We start from the raw sequence: 19,906 nt of genomic DNA, 5'->3' as shown, positions 1-19,906 counted from the left end.
CGATTAGCTAGCCTTGCTGATGTCTTGTTTCAAATGTTCATTGGACAGCTTCGTCAGTGTGCCGTCTTTTGCAAGAGCCTCAAGCGCTTCGTTGAAGGAATCACGCAGCTTCTTGCCTTCTTCGGTGTTAGGGAACGGGAATGCTTCCTCGTAAGTGTAAACGGGGTCTCCCGCTTTTTTCAAAGCAAGGCCTGAGTTGTCGATCAGCAGCTGTGCACCGGCGCGGTCCATAATATAAGCATCGATCCGTTTCAGCGCAACATCGTTGAGAATGACGCTTGGATCTTCATAGGTTGTAATGTTCAGCTCATTGTTAGGATCATTGGCGCGCAAGTAAGCTTCTTTACTTGTACCAACGTCAACACCGATCTTCTTGCCTTTCAAATCGGCCAGCGTTTTGATGGAATCATCATCCGCACGGACGATTAGCTGTGCTCCGGAATAAATATAAGTGTTGGAGAAGATATATTTTTCTTTACGCTTTTCGTTAGCTTCTACTTGATTGGCGATCGTGTCGATTTTGCCAGCGTCCAGCATGCCGAACATGCCTGCCATATCAGCAGTCGTCCAGTTTACTTTCGTGTAGCCTAAATATTTGGCAACAGCTTCTGCTACGGCAATATCATAACCTTCCAGCTTGTCTCCGTCTTTCTTGGAGAACCCAATGCTGACGCCGAACGTAGCCAGATTTAATTCTTTGCTTTCTGCTTTGTTGCCGGAGCTAGCGCTTTCAGAATCATTAGTCGTTTTCGACCCGCATGCTCCCAGTACTAACGTCATGGCAAGCATTAATAAGACCACACTTTTTTTTCCAAACATGTTGACAAAAGCCTCCTCTTAGTAGATCGATCTAATTATAAGCCAAACGTGTCCGGGTGCTGCTGTAGCCAGCGAAACCGTTCGCGCTTGATTCTATTAGTAAATAAACGCGTAACGTCTATTTCCTATTAGTTTTGTTGGAATTATAGCAAGTTAAAAATTGAATGTCAATGACCATTTCGCCATCTAAATGACGGGGGTGCATCGATTAATGCACGCCCATAAAATGTGTCGAGGATTCGCGGATAACAAGCTTTGGCGGCAAAATAATTCTAGCCGTCTCCTGCGGTGCTTGCGTCTCGCTGCTGATTCGTTGGTGCAGCAGGTTCGCTGCCTCGATTCCCCACTGGCCGGAGCCAACGGCAACGGTAGTCAGGCCGGGATTTGCAGTAGCGGCTTCTTTAATATCATCAAAACCTACGAGAGCCATATCTTTGCCAGCAACAAGCCGATTTTCCCTAAGGCCGACGATGACGCCAAGCGCGACGATATCGTTATGGCACAGCGCCGCTGTAGGCAGCTTGTCCTGCCGGATCAGCTGGTTAATAATGATAGCGCCACTCTCGCGCGTAGGCGGGCCAGGAATAATATGACGCTGATCGGTGGGGATGCGTGATTCCTCAAGTCCTTCCAGGTAGCCAGCGAGCCGCTCATTATAAGCAGAGGTATGAGGCGTACCGCCAAGCAAAGCAATATGCTTATGCCCTTGGTCAGCCAAATGCCGGACAGCCATCTTCGTGCCCCATTGGAAGTCAGTGCCGATATAATCAACGCGTGCTCCGGAAATTTCACGGCCGATAAGGACACAGGGGACGTTTAATTGCTTCAGTCGGGCAAATACAGCAGGGTTTGTACCCGCAACGGGAGCCATAATAATGCCGCAAACATGATGCTCCAGCATCGTTTCCAGTATTCGCTCCTGCTTGCTTTCCGATTCAAAAGTCATGCCAAGCAGCGTTGTATAGCCGAGTTCATCGAGTCGATCCTGCAAATTGGTGAGCAGCTCAGAGAAGAAGGGATTGCCGATATCCGTAATAATGATGCCCACAGTAGAAGAGCGTCTGGAGCGAAAGCTTGCTGCGACGCGATCATAGACATAACCGAGCTTATTCATCGATGCAAGAACCTTCTGTTTCGTCTGCTCAGTAATGGACGTACTGCCTCTGACGACGAGCGATGCCGTGGCGCGTGATACGCCTGCATCCTTCGCGACATCCTGAAGCGTTACGCGTTTTTCTTTTTTATCGCCCACAATCAGTCACACCTCTTTCATTAGTGAAAATTATAGTACATAATCGCAGCTTATGGAATGACTATAGATTCCCCATCCAGCTGTTGACAGGGGGGATGCCGTTTTTTATAATCAATGGAAAGATTAGATCGATCTAATAACGAACGGCAGCTATTCAATAGGACAGCAAAATATATTTTATAATCTCATATTAAGGTGGTTTTTGTCATGTCAGCAAATCCGGGAATTGAATTTCACAAGGAAGGCCGTATCGGAATTATCCGCTTCAACAATCCCCCGCTGAACTTGGGGACGAATAACGGGCTTGCACGGCTTGAGAAGATTTTAGCCGATATTGAGTCGGATGGGGAGCTGCGCGTGGTTGTGCTTACCCATAATGGCAAAGTTTTCTCGGCGGGCTCAGACATGAATGAAATACAGCAGCATTTGGACAAAGATACGTATGTCAGCGACAAAATGGAAAGCGAGATCCGGCTGCGCACCCGCCTATCCGTCCTTTCGATTCCGACGATTGCCGCGCTGGACGGCTCTGCCTATGGCGGAGGTTTCGACTGGGCGCTTAGCTGTGATATGCGGGTAGCTGCACCTCATGTTGTGCTGTCCTTGCCGGAGGTAAACATTGGCTCATTCCCAGGAAGCGGCAGCGCCTATCGGATCACCCGTCTCATCGGAGCAGGAAGAGCGATGCAGTTTATGCTGTTCGCCAAGCCAATGAGTGCGCAGGAAGCGCTTAGCTTGGGCGTAGTCAACGAGATTGCAAGCGAAGGAACCGCCTATGAGCTGGCCTACCGCTGGGCAGAGGAAATTGCCGCAAAATCCGGCTCGGCCGTCCGCGCTGTAAAGGAGGCGCTTACCCGCATTTATATGCCGGAGCAGTCATGGCTTGATTTGACGCAGCTCGATATTTCGCAAAAGGTTGCGGAAAGCGAAGATTTCAAGGAAGGCATGCAAGCCTTCTTCGAGAAGCGTCCTCCTGTTTTCGCAGGCGACGCCGTTCAGAAAGTGTAATACTCTAACCGCTGATTTGCTCGACTTATCCAGCAGCACAGACGAAAGCAGCCGAAGAAGGAGAATTATCCATCATGTCTAATGCAACTTTGAAAAAAAGAACCGGCCCGGTTCCCGTTTTAACCGCTGAAGAGGCGGTGCGCCTCATTCCTGACGGAGCCACGGTCGCCTTTAGCGGCGCCGGCGGCGGAATTGTCGAGGCAACCGCTGTTATTGAAGCGCTCGCAGACCGCTATCATAAAGAGCAGCAGCCAAGCGGGCTGACTTATCTTCACACAACCGGTCTCGGTGACCGGGCAGATAGAGGGATGAGCCCGATCGCCATTGCCGGCCTGTGCGCCAAAGCGATTGGCGGGCATTGGGGGCAGTCGCCGCGGATGTCGGAGCTTGCCGAGACGAACCAAATTGAAGCATATTGCTTCCCGCAAGGTGTCATTACGCAGCTGTTCCGCTCCACGGCAGCGGGGCATCCTGGTATTTTGAGCCATGTAGGGCTTGGCTCCTTTGTCGATCCGCGCCAGCAAGGCGGAAAGCTGAATGAGCGTACGACGAAGGAGCTTGTTCGCCTGATGGAAATCGACGGCAAGGAATGGCTGTTCTATCCGTCCATTAAGCCGGATGTCGCGATTATTCGTGGTACGACTGCTGATACAGACGGTTATATTACGATGGAGGATGAACCGACTTTTCTGGATGTGCTGAGCATTGCACAAGCTACGAAAAATAGCGGGGGCATCGTCATCGTACAAGTGCAGCGAATGGTTCAAGCTCGTTCGCAGCATCCGAAAACGATTAAAATTCCCGGCTTCCTAGTCGACGCCGTCGTTGTCGTTCCAGAGCAAATGCAGACGTACCAGACGGAAAGCAACCGCTATATGAGCGGCGATTTGATTGCCGTGCAGGGCGGCATTGAGCCATTGCAGCTAACCGAACGCAAAATTATCGCAAGGCGGGCGCTCATGGAGGCATTCCCTGGAGCCGTAGCCAATCTGGGTGTCGGCATTTCCGATGGTGTTGGCTATGTGGCAGCCGAGGAGGGCGTTGGCGAAGCGCTGACGTTTACGGTGGAGCTGGGTCCGATTGGCGGCACGCCAGCGAAGGGTATTATTTTTGGCGCGACGATCAGCCCTAGGGCGGTGCTTGACCAGCCATACCAGTTCGATTTTTATGATGGCGGTGGTCTGGATGTCAGCTTCCTGAGCTTTGCTGAAATGGACCAAGCGGGCAACGTGAACGTTCATAAGTTCAATGGGAAAATTATGGGCGTGGGCGGCTTTATCGATATTGCCCAAAACTCCAAAAAAGTCGTGTTCAGCGGCACCTTTACCGCTGGCGGCCTCTCTGTTCAAGTAAATGACGGCAAGGTCGACATTGCAAAAGAAGGACGCTTCCGCAAAATCGTGCCCGCGCTCGCGGACATTTCCTTCAATGGCGTCGAGGCGGCGCAAAACGGCAAGGAAGTTATTTTTATTACGGAGCGGGCGGTGTTCCAGCTTACGGCACGCGGTCTGATGCTTTGCGAAATTGCCCCGGGAATCGATTTGCAGCGGGATATTCTTGATCTGCTGGCGTTTGAGCCGCTCATTTCACCGGAGCTCAAGCTGATGGATGCAAGGCTGTTCCAAGAGGAGCCTATGGGTCTCAAGCAAGAGTGGAATGCTGCTACAGTATGATTCGCTACAGTATGATTGGTTGCCTGGCCGTTGTCCGTTCTACGAATGTAATCCAGCCATAGGCTGAGTCACATTCGTCTGAACTACCAAAAGTCCAATCAACTCAAACATACTTCCGCTTACAGTTAAAGAAAAGAAAAGAAAAGACAAGAGAACAGAACAGCTATAACAGTTTATAAGGCTGTTCTTTAACTATTAAAAACAGTTGAATCCATATTAGCCGTCAAATCAATCATTGATTCGACGGCTTTTTGTGCTGTATTCCTCACATCTTCCAATCGACACTGAGAATTGTTATCACTATAATAGGGAGAGGAGCATTAAGGTCTGACCCAGTAGATCCTTAGGAGTTGAACAAGAGCGATGAATTTGAATGAACATATTCAATTGTGGAACCAAGCCTCCCTCAAGGTGCTTGATATCCGGCATGCGGTGCTGGAGCTAGGTGAGGAGCTGCGCTCGTATCAGCTGCCTGCGAGCGCTTTTCTTTTTACCGCGCGGGGGCAGGGGCGGATCATGCTCGATGGAGTGGAGCATCGCGCCGAGTCCTGTTATCTTTGCCATGCAGGCAAAGGGGCGTTTCTTGATATGGAGCCAGCTTCTGGTCCACTTGAATATTATTTTATTTTTTATAAAGCGTCATTGTCGCCGCCAGCGCGTCAGGAGCTCGTGCAGCTGCTGGAGCGCAGCAAGCCGTTCCACATGCAGTATGGCTTTGCACCGCTGCATCATGCCGCAATGTATTTGAAAATCGTCCGGATGGAGCAGGAATGGAAGCAGGCAGGCGCTTTGGAGAAGCTGCGGACGAAATCGCTATTTTACCAGCTTATTTGCGAGCTGCTAGGGCAGCTGCATCATCAAGAGATTGCAACGGCAGTACCGGATATCGCGGCGCAGGCCAGCCGTTATTTGGATGAGCATTATGGCGAGGCGGTAACGCTTGCGCTGTTGTCCGAGCTGCTCCATTGCAGCCCAAGGCAGCTGCAGCGCCTTTTCAAAGTCCGCTATCAGGCGGGGCCCATCGATTATTTGATTCAAGTGAGGATGCAGAAAGCGCGTGAGCTGCTTTTAGGTACAGATGCTTCATTGAAGGATATCGCAGCTGCAGTTGGTTATCCGGACAGCTACTATTTCAGCCGCATTTTTAAAAAGCATGTAGGCTCCTCCCCGAGCAGCTTTAAAAGGGCTAGAGAGCAAGTGGAAGGCAGTCGTCATAATCCATCCGGGTTGTCGCGATATGCAATTGCTGCAAGAAGGCGGCGTCCGTATAGTGGTAAAGGTAGTGGTGAAAATCATTATCAATACCAATTTAGGGGTGCTGTAACGATGTACACAAACAGAAGCATTAAAGCGGGCTGGACGGTTAGCCTGCTGTTAAGTCTGACTTTGCTGTTAGCCGCATGCTCAGGCACGGCGGGCACGAACACAAGCGCAGGGGGCGGAGCAGCAGCTCCATCAAATAGCATAACCGCGTCGCCGAACGTAACGGACACGGGCTCGAAGGAAAGCGCGCCGCGTACAATTACGCATATGAAGGGCGAGCTGAAGCTGGAACAAACGCCGCAGCGTATTGCCGTGCTTGACACCCAGTTCATGGATCAGCTCATTGCCATTGGGGAGCAGCCCTCCGGCAGTGTAGTGACGGAATCGGAAAAATTGCAAATCCCGGAGTACATGGCGGGCAAGCTGGTAGATGTCGTTACGCTTGGCACGAAGGATGAGCCTAATGTGGAAGCGATTATCGCTCTTGAACCGGACATTATTATTGGTACGGAGTTTCAGGATAAAATTTACGACCAATTGATCAAAATCGCGCCGACGCTTATTTTTGAACGCAATGAGGATTGGCAGACGACGCTGAAAACGTTTGGCCTTATTATGGACAAGGAGCAGGAAGCGCAGCAGGTGCTGGATCAATACAATAGCAAAATTTCCGGACTGAAAGCCGAGCTGTCTGAAAAATACAAAGGACAGACGTTCGCGGTGCTAAGACCGCGTGACAATATTGTCAGGCTGCATACAACGGCCCACCGTACAGCCGCGCTTTTGTACGATCAGCTGGGACTGACTCCGCCAGCAATGGCTGTAGATGCAGAGAACAGCAGCGCGTCGCTGTCGCTCGAGAAGCTTCCTGAGCTGGAGGCCGACCATCTCTTTCTGATGGAAGACAGCAGCAATTTGGAGCTGACGAAGGAATTCGAAAGCTCGGCTATTTGGAAAAACCTGAAAGCCGTCCAAAACGGCCATGTTTACAAAGAGGATACGAATTTGTGGATTGCCTATTATGGCCCGGTAGCGATTAATTTGGTGCTCGACCAAATTCAAGCGGCGCTAAAATAATAAGCAGCAATCATTTATTATGAATAAGGAAAACGGGCATTTTTTGCACAAGCGGCTTGTGCGGAAGATGCCTGTTTCATTTGCGTTTTTCTTCTAGTGAACCTTCCTTTCTGCTTATGCAAGATTAGGTAAGCGTTTTCTTTTGCCCGAAAATGATGGTAGAATGGCGTTGATTCCCGTGACCCGCAGCAGCCAAGGAGACTGAACTTATAACGTAAGGCGGAGGAAAAGCGATGAAGATGACGACATTTCGGAAAATGATAGCTTTAATTATTGCGCTGCTTATCCCGATTATTTTGCTTTACGGCTATTCGAACCAAGTGAGCGTAGATGTGGTGCAGACGACGATCAAGGAGCAGAATCTTAACCGTCTCGGTTTTTTTATGAGCCAGCTCGACATGATGGTAGATCAGCTAGTTAAGCATTCCACCTCGGCAAGCCGCGACTACAGCATACGGGAGTATGTGGAGGGCCGGGGAAAAAATGATGAGCTTGTCCAGCTCCAGCGCCACTTGCGACTTGTGGATATGCTGAATATGCAAACGACGACGAGTGCTTGGACGAACCAAATTATTTTATATTTGCGCGACACCAAGGAGCTGATTTCGACGGATTATTCCGCCCATTATGACGAGCAGAAGCTTGAAGCCAGAGACATGGGCAAATGGGTTCATGAATATGCGACAACGTTCGGCATTAAGGAAATGCTGTTCAGCCGCATGCAGCAGTCGGACATGCCGAATTTGTATGTGGAGGTACGGTTCACCGATGCCAATTTAAAAAATATGCTCAATTCGCTCCAGCAGGATGAGGCGCGCGAGCCTTTTCTTTATCATCCCGGCGAAGCGCCGATCATGGGCTTTAACGGCAACTACCGGCTCGTTACGCAGGCGATGGAGCAGCTGGAAAGCTTGCAGCTCGCGGGCAGCGGCAGTCTCAATCTAGAAATTAACCGCCAACAATATATTGTAAATTATATCCAATCATCAAGCCTCGGCTGGTATTTGGTCGATGTTGTGCCGCTTGCTAGCGTATTCGCACCGATTAATACGAGCCGCAATCTGTTTTATATCTCGATAGCACTGCTAATGGCGCTCGGCGTTCTGTCTACCCTGCTGCTGTACCGCAATGTCCAGCGCCCGATTGTGCTGCTGGTGCGGGGAGTGCAGCGCATCAAGGACGGGCAGTTTTCCACCCGCCTGAAGCAGCGTCCTAACAATGAGTTTGAGTTTCTGTTCAGCAGCTTTAATGAGATGGCGGAGCAGATTCAGGAGCTGATCGACAAGGTGTACATGGAGACGCTGCGCTCCAAGGAAGCGACGCTGAAGCAGCTCCAATCGCAGATCAATCCGCATTTTTTATACAACTGTCTATTTTATATTAAAAATATGGCGAATCTCGGCGATAAGGAGGCAGTCGTGGCGATGTCGCTGAATTTAGGCGAATACTATCGCTACACGACGCGGATGGAAAACAGCATGACGACGGTGCGCGAGGAGCTTAAGCTGGTGGAAAACTATTTGATTATTCAGCAGCTTCGTATCCAGCGTCTGCACTATGAAATAGATATTCCTGAGGAGATGATGGATTTGCCCATTCCACGGCTGCTCATTCAGCCTATTGTGGAAAATTCAGTCGTCCACGGAATTGAAAGCCAGCTGCAATTTGGCATTGTCCATATTAAAGGGCTGCGCCAGAACGGCTTGAACCGGCTCATCGTCGATGATAATGGCAGCGGCATGACGAAGGAGGAGATGGTCAAGCTGCGAATGTCGCTCGCTGTCCCGTTGGATGAGCACACCGGGTGCGGCCTATGGAATACGCATCAACGGCTAACACAGCTATATGGCGGGCATTCGGGCTTGCAGTTTTCCGCTTCGCCTTCACCGTTGGACGGCTTTCGTACGGAAATCATTTGGGAGGACAAGGAGGAAGCGTGATGGAGGAGCAGCTGGCATTTAGACTACTGCTTGTGGACGATGAGGCGAGCGTGGTGGACAGCCTTGCCGATACGCTTCCATGGGAGCAAATCGGGATCGGCGCTGTGTTCAAAGCTTATTCCGGCATAGAGGCGCTGGAAATTTTAAATACGAATACGATCGATATTTTGATTACGGATATTCGGATGCCGGGCATCAGCGGATTGGAGCTGCTCCAGCAGGTGCGCAGGAGCTGGAAGCGGATTAAATGCATTTTATTATCTGGGCATGCCGAGTTTGCTTATGCGCAGCAGGCTATTGCCCATGAAACGTATGACTATTTATTAAAGCCGATTAGTGACGACCACATTTTAGAAAAGGTGAGCGGGGCGGTTCAGGCTTTAAAGAAGGAGCTGGACGAGAAGAGCTTCCATCAGCGCGTTGCAAGAGCCTTTCAAGAGAATTTGCCGAAGCTTCAGGGCGAGCTCTTGAATGAATTGCTGGAGGGACGCAAATATTCGGCGGAGCGGCTGCCCGAAAAGCTGGAATCGCTCAAAATTCCGGTTGCCATAAGGCAACGCTTCGCACTGATGCTCGTACGGCTGGAGGGCAAGCTGTCGGAGATGGATTTCTACAGCCTGTCCCTGATGGAATATGCCGTGAGCAATATGGCGGAGGAGCTGTTTGAGGAGCGTTTTCGTCTCTGGACATGTAAAACCATTCACGGCTACTTGGTGGGCATTGTTACGGAAATGCCAGAAAGCGCTGGCGGACCGCCTATGGCGGAAAAGCAAGGGGAGGGTGAAGAGCCGCCGTACGGTTCATCAGAGGAGGGCAAAGCTCTGGATGAGGAGCTCCAGCTCAAAGCCTCGCAGCTTCAGCTCAGCGTTAATCATTATTTGAGTGGAGAGGTATCCGTGCTCGTCAGCCAGTGGGGGTTGTTCCCGCATGATGTCAGGCAGCGGTATGAGGATGTTTTGCTGGCGCTGCGACGGCAGATTGGCAGCCAAAGCGGGCTGTTTATCCATGTCGCCAGCGATATCGCCCGCCAGCTGCCGGTTCATTCGCTTCAGCGGCTGTACGAGCCGCCGATGCTCATTCATTTGATGGAATCGGGCAGCTGGGAAGTGGCCGAGCAGAAGCTTGGCGGCATCTGGAGCGAGCTGAATCAAGGCTGGCCGGATTCGCCGGAGCATCTGATGGAAGTGTTTTTTTCCATCTATGCCTCTTTCAGCTCCTTCGCGCACAAAAACGGGCGTGAATTGGCGGAGATGATCGGCCCCGGCTTATCGGATATGAGCGGGCTGCTGCCATGCCGCTCCATTACGGCGTTGAAAAGCTGGCTAGACGAAGCATTCCGGCTGCTGCGGCAAAGCATGGAGAACGATACGAGAAATGACCGTGAAATAACGGTAGGCAAAATCCGCAGCTACATTGAGAAAAATCTCGTCACCGATGTGACGCTGCAAGCGATCGCCGATTATCTGTTTATGCATCCGGTTCATGTGTCGCGGATTTTTAAGCTGGCGACGGGCGAAAATGTGAGTGACTATGTGCTGCGGCTCAAGATGGAGCTGGCGGCATCCATGCTGGCCAATCCAGCCCTGAAAAGCTATGAAGTCGCGCTCCAGCTAGGCTATCAGAACCCGAATTATTTCAATAAGGTGTTCAAAAAATATTATTCCCTGACCCCCCAGGAGTACCGGCAAAAGCTGGAGGGCGGCAAGGAACTGAAATAGAGAAGGGCCATAACAGCGGCGCCGCAATCCGAGCGATGGAGCGGTGCTGTTTTTTTGTACTATTTTTCACCGGAAAAAGGCGGTAGTGGAATTGTGTTAATTTTGTATCATTCGATTAAATTGTTGTCATATTATCTTTTAACTATTCGAATTAAGATAGGGACAGAAGCATGAAAGCGCTTCAACTCAGATGATGCTGTACGTGAAAAAAAGCGAAACGGGAGGTCAGCATTTCTATGAAAAACGGAGTGAAAAAAGCAGTAGCAGTTTCTTTGTTGACAGTTGTCGTGGCAGGCTGCGGGAATGCAGGCAATGAGGGAACGGCGAACAATGGCGGGGCGAACGCGCAGGCGGGCAGCGGCGAGAAGCCAACGCTTACCTTTTGGATGAAGAAGCAGCTGTTTGATGATCAAAACACGTTAATTACAGAGCGTGCGAAGCAATTTGGAGAAGAAAACAATGTGAATGTAAATGTGGAGCTGATTGCCTACGAGGATTTTTATCCGAAGTGGACGGCGGCGATTGAATCCAAATCGGTACCGGATGTATCCTTTTTCGGTTATCAGGAAATTGGGCAATTTTACGGAAAAGACGTTTTGGAGGATGTAAGCGATGTGGTGGCCAGCCTGCAAGGCAAAAGCGCCATTAATGAAAATACGAAAAAAGCGATTACGTTCAACGGCAAGCAATACGGTGTGCCCTTCTGGACCGAGACGCAGGTGCTCTACTATCGCAAGGATTTGCTTGCCAATGCAGGCTATACAGAGCCTCCGAAAACATGGGACGAGCTTAGGGAAATGGGCAAAAAGCTGACAGACACGAGCAAAGGCCTGTATGGAATCGGCATGGGCTATGGCAAAGGCAACTCCGACGCCGAGTTTCTGACTCGCGGCATTATTTGGTCCTATGGCGGTTCTGTCGATACGCAGGACGGCAAAACGGTCATTGCGGATTCGCCGGAAACGGTACAGGCCGCTTCGTTTATCCGCGATATTTTCTTAACGGATAAAAGCACGCCGCCAAGCGCAATCGGCTGGGATGACGCAGGCAACAATAAAGCTTACTTGAGCGGACAAGCGGCGATGATTTTTAACACGGGCAGCGTGCTCGCGACGATTAAGAAGGACAACCCGGACTTATATGAAAAAACAGGCATAGCGCCTTACCCGGCCGGTCCTAAAGGCACCTTTATTCCAGGCATCAGCAACAATCTCGGCATTTTCAAAGATTCGAAAAACAAGGATTTGGCTAAAAAATTCATCTCCTACATGCTGGATAAAGACTGGTATAAGTCATGGATTGAGAAGGGTGCTCCACTGACGGCTCCCGTATATGACGAGCTGGCGAAGGAAGCGGTGTGGCAAGACGAGAAAAACAAAGCATTTGTTGAATCCGTTGCTGGCTTTAATTTCCTCGGCTATCCTGGCGAGTACAATGCGAAGGCGGGGGAAGTGTTCAATCTTCGCATTCTCAACGATACGTTCCAGAAGCTGCTGCTTGAAACGAGCTACACGCCGGAAGCGGCAATCACAGATATGCAGGCTAAAATTCAAGAGGTTTACAGCAAATAAGCTTTTGTAAAGTAAGCTGTTATTAATTCGGCGAAGGATGGCCAGAGCGTCTGGCCCTCCAATGCCTTTAAGTAAGGCGGGATGAGGCTTGAATACAAACCAAAACAATAAACTGGCTTATTTCCTCATGAGCCCGGTATTGATTTATCTGCTTGCGGTTATGGTGCTGCCATTTGGCTGGGCGCTTTATCTAAGCTTTACGAATAAAGTCGTAGGAGCGGATGCGGTTTTTATCGGGCTCGGCAATTATTTAGAGCTGCTGCAGGATTCGGCATTCTGGAAAGCGACGTGGAATACTGTTGTTTTTACCGGCGTAGCCGTGTTGTTCAAAACGGTATTTGGCATGATTATGGCGCTTGTGCTTAATGAAAAGATCATATTCCGCAATACGTTCCGTGTCCTCTTATTTTTACCTTGGACGATCCCGACTATCGTATCGGTGTTTACCTGGCAGTGGATTTACTCCGATGTTGGCGGAGTGCTGAACTTTCTGCTATTGAAAGTCCATCTGATCGATCAACCGCTTGGCTGGCTGGCAAGGCCGGACCTTGCGATGTTCTCGGTCATTCTGGTTAACGTATGGCGGGGCATCCCCTTCATGGGCATTGCCATTCTTGCTGGCCTTCAGACCGTGTCGAAGGAAATGTATGAAGCGGCTATGCTGGACGGGGCCGGTGCGGTCAAGCGTTTCTGGCATATGACGCTGCCTTCCGTGAAGGAAGTTACGGTACTCGCTGCAGTGATGACTACGATTTGGACCTTGAACGATTTCGAAATTATTTGGCTGCTGACGCGCGGAGGGCCTGCCAATGCGACACAGGTGCTGTCAACGCTGAGCTATACGATCGGATTTTTGAATATGAGCCTTGGAAAAGCGATCGCCATCGCCATTATGACGATGCCGCCGTTGATTCTGCTGATCAACTACGTGACGAAGCGCTCGCTTTCATCCAGAGATTAGGTGATAAACGATGGAAAATAAATCAGTCGGCAAACAGGTTCTCGTCTATGGAGCTTTAGCCTTTTTATTGATCTTTGCTTTGTTCCCGCTGTATTGGATGCTGAACACGTCCTTCAAGTCGCAGGGGGAAATCTACAATATGACGCCGTCCTTTTGGCCGCAAGTTTTCAGCTGGTCTGCTTATGAGAAGCTGCTGACGGAGAAGGGCTTTTTATCAAATATTAAAAATAGCCTTTACGTATCGCTGATCGTTTCTTTTCTGTCGATTTTGTTCAGCATGCTGGCTGCCTATGCGATTTCCAAGTTGCAGTTCAAGGGCCGCGGCTTTATATCCAGAGGAATCTTGTACGCCTACTTGATGCCGCGCGCGGTGCTGTTCATTCCGCTTTATATGCTGGTGAATGCGATTGGCCTTAGCAATTCGGTGTATGGTCTCATGCTTATATACCCGACCATTACGATTCCATATGCGACTTGGATGCTCGTCTCCTATTTTAAATCGATTCCGGGAGAGATTGAGGAAGCGGCAATGATCGACGGCTGCAGCCGGGCGCGCACGATGTGGAGCGTTATTTTTCCCCTCGCTGCTCCTGGGCTTGCTGCAACCTTCATCTTTGCCTTCACGCTGTGCTGGAGCGAATATTTATATGCTCTCGTCATCGTGACGAAAACGAGCGACAAGACGATTACGCTGGGCCTGTCGGATATGATCGTTGGCGACGTATTCGCTTGGGGGCCGCTGATGGGCGGCTCGATTATCGCTTCTATTCCAGTCATTATTATGTATTTGTTTACATCAAAATATATGGTTAGCGGGATGACCGTTGGAGGAGTCAAATAATGAACTCAAAGCATAAAGTTCTAGTGACGGCGACGAACTATTCGCTGCTATGCGCCGATGCGAAGCGAATGCTGGAGGAGGCAGGCTGCGAAATTATCGAGAACCAGCTTGGCCGTCCCCATACGTTTGAAGAGCTTGCTCCGCTTGTCGCGGATATAGACGGGGTCGTGGCCGGCGTAGATACATGGGATGAGGCGATTTTCAAGCTGGCGCCAAAGCTGAAGGGCATTGCCCGCTTCGGTGTTGGCGTCGACAATATTGATCTGGCGAAGGCGAAGGAATACGGCGTCAAGGTGGCGAATGTGCCGGGCGGCAACGCCAATGCAGTAGCGGAGCTGACGATTGGCCTGATTTTGTCGATGCTGCGCAACATCCCGACGCTTGAGCGTTCGGCAAGACGCGGCTATTGGGACCGTACCGTCGGCATGGAGCTGGCGGATCGCACAGTCGGGCTGCTGGGCTTCGGCAACATTGCCCAGATGGTAGCGAAGAAGCTGCAGGGCTTTGATGTAGCGATTATCGCTTACGATAAATATCCGAATGAAGAGAAGGCGAAGGCGCTCGGGGTCAAGCTTGTCTCCTCCGATGAAGTGCTCGCCCAGAGCGACGTCGTCAGCATGCATCTGCCCAGTCTGAAGGAAACGTATCATATGATGAGCGATGGGCAATTTGGCCGGATGAAGCCAGCAGCCTATTTCGTCAATACGGCTCGGGGCGCGCTCGTCGATGAGCGGGCATTGTACAGCGCTTTGAAAAAGGGCAGCATCGCCGGAGCGGCAATCGATGTGTACGAGCAGGAGCCGGTAGCGGCGGACAATGTGCTTTTTGAGCTGGACAAGCTGATTGCAACGCCCCATACCGCAGCGGAAACGACAGAGACGTATTACCGGGTTGGCCTAGACACGGCGCAGGCGCTGCTGGATATTTTTGCAGGCAAGGACCCTGTTCATTTGCTTCGTTAACTTACAGCCTTAACTAAACCATAAATAGAAAGAGGGATTGGCACGATGAAACGTTTGTACGGTGTAACGACAGCGATGGTGACGCCTTTCACTAAAGAAGGACAGGTTGATTTGGCGAAGGTAGAAGCGCTGACCGAATTTTTGATTTCCAAAGGCATACACTGCCTGTTCCCGCTGGGGACGACAGGAGAGATGGTGCGGCTGTCGGTTGACGAGCGCCAAGCGGTTGCGGAGACGGTCGTGAAAACAGCGGCTGGAAGAGTTACCGTATTTATTCATGCAGGTGCGGCAACGCAGAATGATACGATTTTGCTGGCGCAGCATGCCCATCAAATTGGGGCTGACGGTGTTGGTGTAGTCACGCCGTTTTTCCTTGGCGCGAACGACGCGGAGCTGGAGCAATATTATGTGACGGTAGCGTCCAGTCTGCCCGCTGATTTCCCCGTCTATTTGTACAATATCCCGCAATGCGCAGCCAATGATCTCAAAACGGATGTTGCGCAGAGAGTAGCAGAGCGCTGCGGCAACGTAGTCGGCGTTAAATACAGCTATCCGGATTTTCTGCGCACGAATGAATACCTGTCCATAAAAGGCGGCGATTTCTCCGTAATGCAGGGAGCTGACCGTTTGTTCCTTCCGGCGCTCGCTATGGGCTGTGACGGTGTGATTTCCGGGGTGTCGTGCGTATATCCGGAGCCGTTTGTGGCGGTATACAACGCCTACCAGGCGAAAGATTTGGATAAGGCCCGCGAATGGCAGCGCATCGCGATTCAATATTGCGAGGTGCTGAGAAGCGGCGCGAATATGTCCTTTTTCAAGGAGGCGCTCAAGCTTCGCGGCATAGATGCCGGCTTTATGCGAGCGCCGCAGCTTGATCTTAGCGCTGGCGATGTGGCTGAGCTTAAAGAGCAGCTGGCTGCGCTGCCGCAGGTGATCTAGTGATGTCATAGTTATTTTTTGAAAGCCTATTAATAACAAGCAGCGCCCCTTCTTCATTTAGGAGGGGCGCTGCTTGTTAGGGTGTGTATGCAAACCAGAATCCGTATACTCATACATACGTACGTACGTAGTGCTTATCCGAAGCCGATCTCATCTAACGGCTCAAGGCAAAAGCTTAAGGAATCTCAGCGTGCGAGTGCTGCAGGGCAGGGACCATACAGCCTGGGAAACGCTGTCTCTTTTTCTGAAGGACTGAGGTTCCGCTATTTTGGCTTTTGAATTGATTTGAGGTCGTACGCGGACAGGAGATCCGTTATTGCCTTGATTTTCCCATCAAAATAACGTTGGAAAGCACATTAGCGTCTCCTGAGTCCGGTTCCTCTGCCATAACCCATGATTCGGCTGAAATAGCGGCTGCCGAGTCCGCCAAAAGCCCATACACGAAGTTGACTCTCGGTACGCAGACTCCAAGAAATAAGCTAGACGCCGGAATAGGCCATAAAGCCGCCATCGACCGGCACGACAATGCCGGTGACGAAGCCGGACATTTGCTCATCCGCCAGCCAGAGCAGCGTGCCGAGCAAATCCTGCGGCGAGCCGAAGCGGCGCATTGGCGTGTGGGAGATGATTTTGCCTGCTCGCGCCGTATGGGAGCCGTCTTCATTCAGCAGCAGCCGTTCGTTTTGCTGGGTCAGGAAGAAGCCCGGAGCAATTGCATTTACGCGAATGCCGGCATCAGCCAAATGGACAGCAAGCCACTGCGTGAAATTGTTAATCGCCGCTTTGGCTGCACTGTAAGCCGGAACCTTCGTCATTGGCGACGGTGCGCTCATCGACGAAATATTAATGACGGCTGCACCAGCCCTGCCGAGCATGTGCTTGGAAAAAGCCTGCGTCGGAATAAGGCTGCCGACGAAGTTCAAATCCAGCACATTACGGAAGCCGTCCACATTCAAGTCGAAGAACGAGGTGACGTCAGGATTGTCCAAATCCTCCGGCTGGAACGTCTCATTCGTCGTATTGGCGCTCGGATGGTTGCCTCCCGCACCATTGATAAGCAGGTCGCAAGGACCAAGCTGGGCAAGCACTGTTTCGGCAGCGGCAGCAACGCTTTGTTGATTGGTGACATCGCAGGCGACAGCAATTGCTTGGCCGCCCGCCGCATTAATGTCCGATGCAACCTGCTCGCCTTTCTCTAGTGTGCGGTTAAGCACGGCGATTTTCGCTCCTTGCCGTCCAAGCTCCAGCGCCATTGCACGGCATAATACGCCTGCGCCGCCTGTAATGACGACGACTTTGCCCTCGATGGAGGTATGCTTCGGTAAATTTACCGTTTCAGTCACTTTGCAGCAGCTCCTTCCGCAGCAGCCGCTTTCTGATACGCATCCCATAGGCCCCAAAGGTACATAATGCCGAGTGCGCGGTCATACAAGCCGTAGCCCGGACGGCACTCCTCGCCCCAAATGTGGCGGCCGTGATCCGGTCGGCAGTAGCCTTCGTATTGTTCCTCATGGTAGGCCTTAACAACACCGGCGATATCGACCGTGCCATCTTGTGTGCGGTGCGACGATTCAATGAAATCGCCATTCTCGTAGACACGCACATTGCGAATATGCGTGAACGGAATACGATCGGCAAACTCATGAATCATCGACACGATATCATTTTCCGGGTTGGCGCCCAGCGAGCCGCTGCATAAAGTGAGACCATTATAAGGGCTGTCGTGCAGCTGAAGGTAACGGCGAATATTATCTTGCCCTGTAATAATGCGCGGCAGGCCAAAAATCGGCCAAGGCGGATCATCCGGGTGAATGGCCATTCTAATGTCATGCTCAGCAGCAAACGGAATAATTTCGTCGAGGAAATATTTCGCGTTTGCCCATAGATGCTCTTGAGTAACCCCTTGATAGGCCTCAAACAGCTGGGTCAAATATTGCAGCCGCTCCGGCTCCCAGCCCGGCATCGTCAGCTTCGAATTTTCGTTGATGCGCTTAACGAGATCGAAGGGATCAACATTATCAATCATCGCTTTTTCATAAAAAAGCGCCGTCGAGCCGTCCTCCATCTCCTTATGAAGATCGGTACGCAGCCAATCGAAAATTGGCATGAAGTTGTAGCAAATGACTTTGACGCCGACCTGCGCAAGCTTGGCAATCGTCTTCTTGTAGTTGTCGATGTACAAATCACGGCTTGGCAGGCCGAGCTTAATGTCCTCATGAACATTGACGCTTTCCACGACCTTGATGTGCAGGCCGGCTTTGTCCGCTGCTTCTTTGATCTTCATAATTTTGTCCATCGGCCATTCATCGCCAGCAGGAACGTCATGCAGCGCCCAGACGATGCCTTCCGTGCCGGGAATTTGTCTGATTTGGTCAAGGCTGACGGTGTCATTGCCTTCGCCAAACCAACGAAATACCATTTTCATAGTGCCTTTCGCCTCCGATTATTTGAAGTAGGTAGGGAACTTCTCTTTCAATAGCGCCTGATCGGCAATCGTCAGGTTCAAATGCTCCTTCATCAGCCGTTCGGCAAGCTGGATATCGCTGCTTTCAATCGCCTGCGCCATTTGCAGATGCTGCTCGTACAAATGCTCCCAATGGTGATCGGCAGCGAGACGCAGCATGCGGCTGCGGTTGAGATGGACGTTGATTTGCTGGATGACGGCCCAAGTGTTGCTCTTGCGGCAGCCCTCAAACAGCGTGCGGTGAAAAGCTTCATCCAGCTCAAACATCGTTTTGTAGTCTTGGCTTTCTACGCAAGCCCGTTGCAAGGCGAGATTGTGACGCATCGCCGTCAGCCGCTGCGCAGGGAAGCTGATGCAGGCGAGGCGGATAACCGCAGTCTCCAGCTGCTCGCGCATAAAGCGGGCTTCCTCGACCAGCTCCAAATCAATGAGCGAAACATCGGTACCGCGCTGCGGAAAAATTTCGAGCAGCCCTTCCTGCGCCAGCCGAACAAAGCTTTCCCGAACGGGGGTGCGGCTGACGCCAAGCTTTACGGAAATTTCCTTCTCCGAAATGCTCGTACCGGGCGGCAGCTCCAAGCTCAAAATCTGCTCCTTCAGCGTCAAATAAATCGCATCCCGCGTCGATACGGCAGTGGGCTTTATCGTAAAATCCATCGTTCACCTCCTCAGTAGGCAAGCTCTTTTTTTAGGTTGAAATTTATGTTTTCAAAATATAGGAAAGTATATAATTATGCCATCCTTTCTCTATATTTCTCGGAATGAAACGCACTGCCCCGCCAAAGGACGGCGACAGCCGTTTCACCTTGCTATACTACCATACTTGTATGGTAGTTTGGAAGCGGAAACATTTTTGGTGAAAAAGATTCCCTTCGGGCATCCCCATCATCCGCCTGCCTAACGCAAAACAAGCCTTGTCCCAGCAGTTGAACGCTGAACGAGGCTTGTTTCTATGCTATAGTGTTTGCTTATGAGCCTTTAACTGACAATTAAGAAACGATTTTGTCCGCATTGGAATCAATAAAGCCATAGACTGCAATATTCAGAAAAGGGATGTCTTATAGGAAAGAAAGATGGCAGCAGTCCCTTTCACGAAAGTTTTTAATCCATGGAATCAGTAAATTATAAGGGGTTTAAAATAATTACTTCATTATAGTGAGGTATTGTGAACGGTAGTTTGAATGTTATTTTTAAATAAAAATGAAAAAGGGAATATTTTTTTGAAAAAACACTTGCAATCTTCTAGGCACCCGTGATATATTATATGAGTCGCCGCTGAGACATACGGCAGACACGAACGAAACGCAAGCAAGAGAAATTGTTCTTTGAAAACTGAACAACGAGTGAAACTGCCACATTAACTTAGTTAATGTAAAGCGATACAAAAAAGTAATGAGCAAGTCAAACCAAATGCTCTT

Annotated in this window: 15 protein-coding genes; 10 read left to right on the top strand and 5 right to left on the bottom strand. The window is 50.6% G+C overall.

Annotation, left to right across the window (positions count from 1 at the left end; genetic code table 11):
* Nucleotides 1-3 precede the first annotated feature (3 nt).
* Both AC50X8_RS22660 and AC50X8_RS22655 read right to left on the bottom strand, forming a co-directional pair.
* Entirely contained in the window at nt 4-819 is an 816-nt protein-coding gene (locus tag AC50X8_RS22660; RefSeq protein ID WP_099518622.1) for a transporter substrate-binding domain-containing protein, read from the bottom strand.
* Nucleotides 820-1,027: 208 nt separating this feature from the next.
* Nucleotides 1,028-2,071 carry a LacI family DNA-binding transcriptional regulator gene (locus tag AC50X8_RS22655; protein WP_056037317.1) on the bottom strand — a complete coding sequence of 348 codons (1,044 nt, stop codon included), beginning with the start codon at nt 2,069-2,071 and terminating at the stop codon, nt 1,028-1,030.
* Between the two features lie 207 nt (nt 2,072-2,278).
* Here AC50X8_RS22655 and AC50X8_RS22650 point away from each other — a divergent pair, with 207 nt between their 5' ends.
* From AC50X8_RS22650 to AC50X8_RS22605, 10 genes are all read left to right on the top strand, one after another.
* On the top strand, nt 2,279-3,079 hold the full coding sequence (locus tag AC50X8_RS22650; protein ID WP_056037315.1) for an enoyl-CoA hydratase/isomerase family protein: 801 nt from the start codon (nt 2,279-2,281) through the stop codon (nt 3,077-3,079).
* 74 nt (nt 3,080-3,153) lie between these two features.
* On the top strand, nt 3,154-4,752 hold the full coding sequence (locus tag AC50X8_RS22645; RefSeq protein WP_494881636.1) for an acyl CoA:acetate/3-ketoacid CoA transferase: 1,599 nt from the start codon (nt 3,154-3,156) through the stop codon (nt 4,750-4,752).
* Between the two features lie 363 nt (nt 4,753-5,115).
* Nucleotides 5,116-7,092, top strand: coding sequence for an ABC transporter substrate-binding protein (locus AC50X8_RS22640; RefSeq protein ID WP_494881634.1), 1,977 nt, complete (start codon nt 5,116-5,118; stop codon nt 7,090-7,092).
* A 233-nt stretch (nt 7,093-7,325) separates the two neighbouring features.
* A complete protein-coding gene (locus AC50X8_RS22635) occupies nt 7,326-9,032 on the top strand; it encodes a sensor histidine kinase (RefSeq protein WP_494881632.1) in 1,707 nt (568 codons plus the stop codon).
* The gene (locus tag AC50X8_RS22630) at nt 9,032-10,750 is read left to right on the top strand and encodes a response regulator (RefSeq protein WP_494881630.1); all 1,719 of its coding nucleotides are present in this window, start codon (nt 9,032-9,034) and stop codon (nt 10,748-10,750) included. Before AC50X8_RS22635 ends, AC50X8_RS22630 begins: the two co-directional genes overlap by 1 nt.
* A gap of 236 nt (nt 10,751-10,986) precedes the next feature.
* Nucleotides 10,987-12,321: an ABC transporter substrate-binding protein gene (locus AC50X8_RS22625; RefSeq protein WP_494862354.1), complete on the top strand. Its 1,335-nt coding sequence runs from the start codon at nt 10,987-10,989 to the stop codon at nt 12,319-12,321.
* Nucleotides 12,322-12,409: 88 nt separating this feature from the next.
* A complete protein-coding gene (locus tag AC50X8_RS22620; RefSeq protein ID WP_494881628.1) occupies nt 12,410-13,282 on the top strand; it encodes a carbohydrate ABC transporter permease in 873 nt (290 codons plus the stop codon).
* Nucleotides 13,283-13,292: 10 nt separating this feature from the next.
* Nucleotides 13,293-14,123 carry a carbohydrate ABC transporter permease gene (locus AC50X8_RS22615; protein ID WP_494881626.1) on the top strand — a complete coding sequence of 277 codons (831 nt, stop codon included), beginning with the start codon at nt 13,293-13,295 and terminating at the stop codon, nt 14,121-14,123.
* Nucleotides 14,123-15,085, top strand: a complete 963-nt coding sequence (locus AC50X8_RS22610; protein ID WP_494881624.1) for a phosphoglycerate dehydrogenase — start codon at nt 14,123-14,125, stop codon at nt 15,083-15,085. The genes AC50X8_RS22615 and AC50X8_RS22610 overlap by 1 nt, the downstream gene beginning before the upstream one ends.
* A gap of 45 nt (nt 15,086-15,130) precedes the next feature.
* Nucleotides 15,131-16,024, top strand: coding sequence for a dihydrodipicolinate synthase family protein (locus tag AC50X8_RS22605; protein WP_494881622.1), 894 nt, complete (start codon nt 15,131-15,133; stop codon nt 16,022-16,024).
* 479 nt (nt 16,025-16,503) lie between these two features.
* On the opposite strand, the gene AC50X8_RS22600 is transcribed toward AC50X8_RS22605, so the two are convergent.
* From AC50X8_RS22600 to AC50X8_RS22590, 3 genes are read right to left on the bottom strand one after another with little or no spacing between them, the layout of a single operon-like run.
* On the bottom strand, nt 16,504-17,415 hold the full coding sequence (locus tag AC50X8_RS22600; protein ID WP_081418884.1) for an SDR family oxidoreductase: 912 nt from the start codon (nt 17,413-17,415) through the stop codon (nt 16,504-16,506).
* Nucleotides 17,364-18,449, bottom strand: a complete 1,086-nt coding sequence (gene uxuA / locus AC50X8_RS22595) for a mannonate dehydratase (protein WP_056037284.1) — start codon at nt 18,447-18,449, stop codon at nt 17,364-17,366. The genes AC50X8_RS22600 and uxuA overlap by 52 nt, the downstream gene beginning before the upstream one ends.
* An 18-nt stretch (nt 18,450-18,467) precedes the next feature.
* Nucleotides 18,468-19,145: a GntR family transcriptional regulator gene (locus AC50X8_RS22590; protein WP_494881620.1), complete on the bottom strand. Its 678-nt coding sequence runs from the start codon at nt 19,143-19,145 to the stop codon at nt 18,468-18,470.
* Nucleotides 19,146-19,906: the final 761 nt, after the last annotated feature.

It is taken from the genome of Paenibacillus sp. JT22N15 (assembly GCF_059383755.1).
The sequence above is the reverse complement of the archived record's forward strand: the minus strand, read 5'-3'. Positions and strand labels throughout refer to the sequence as shown.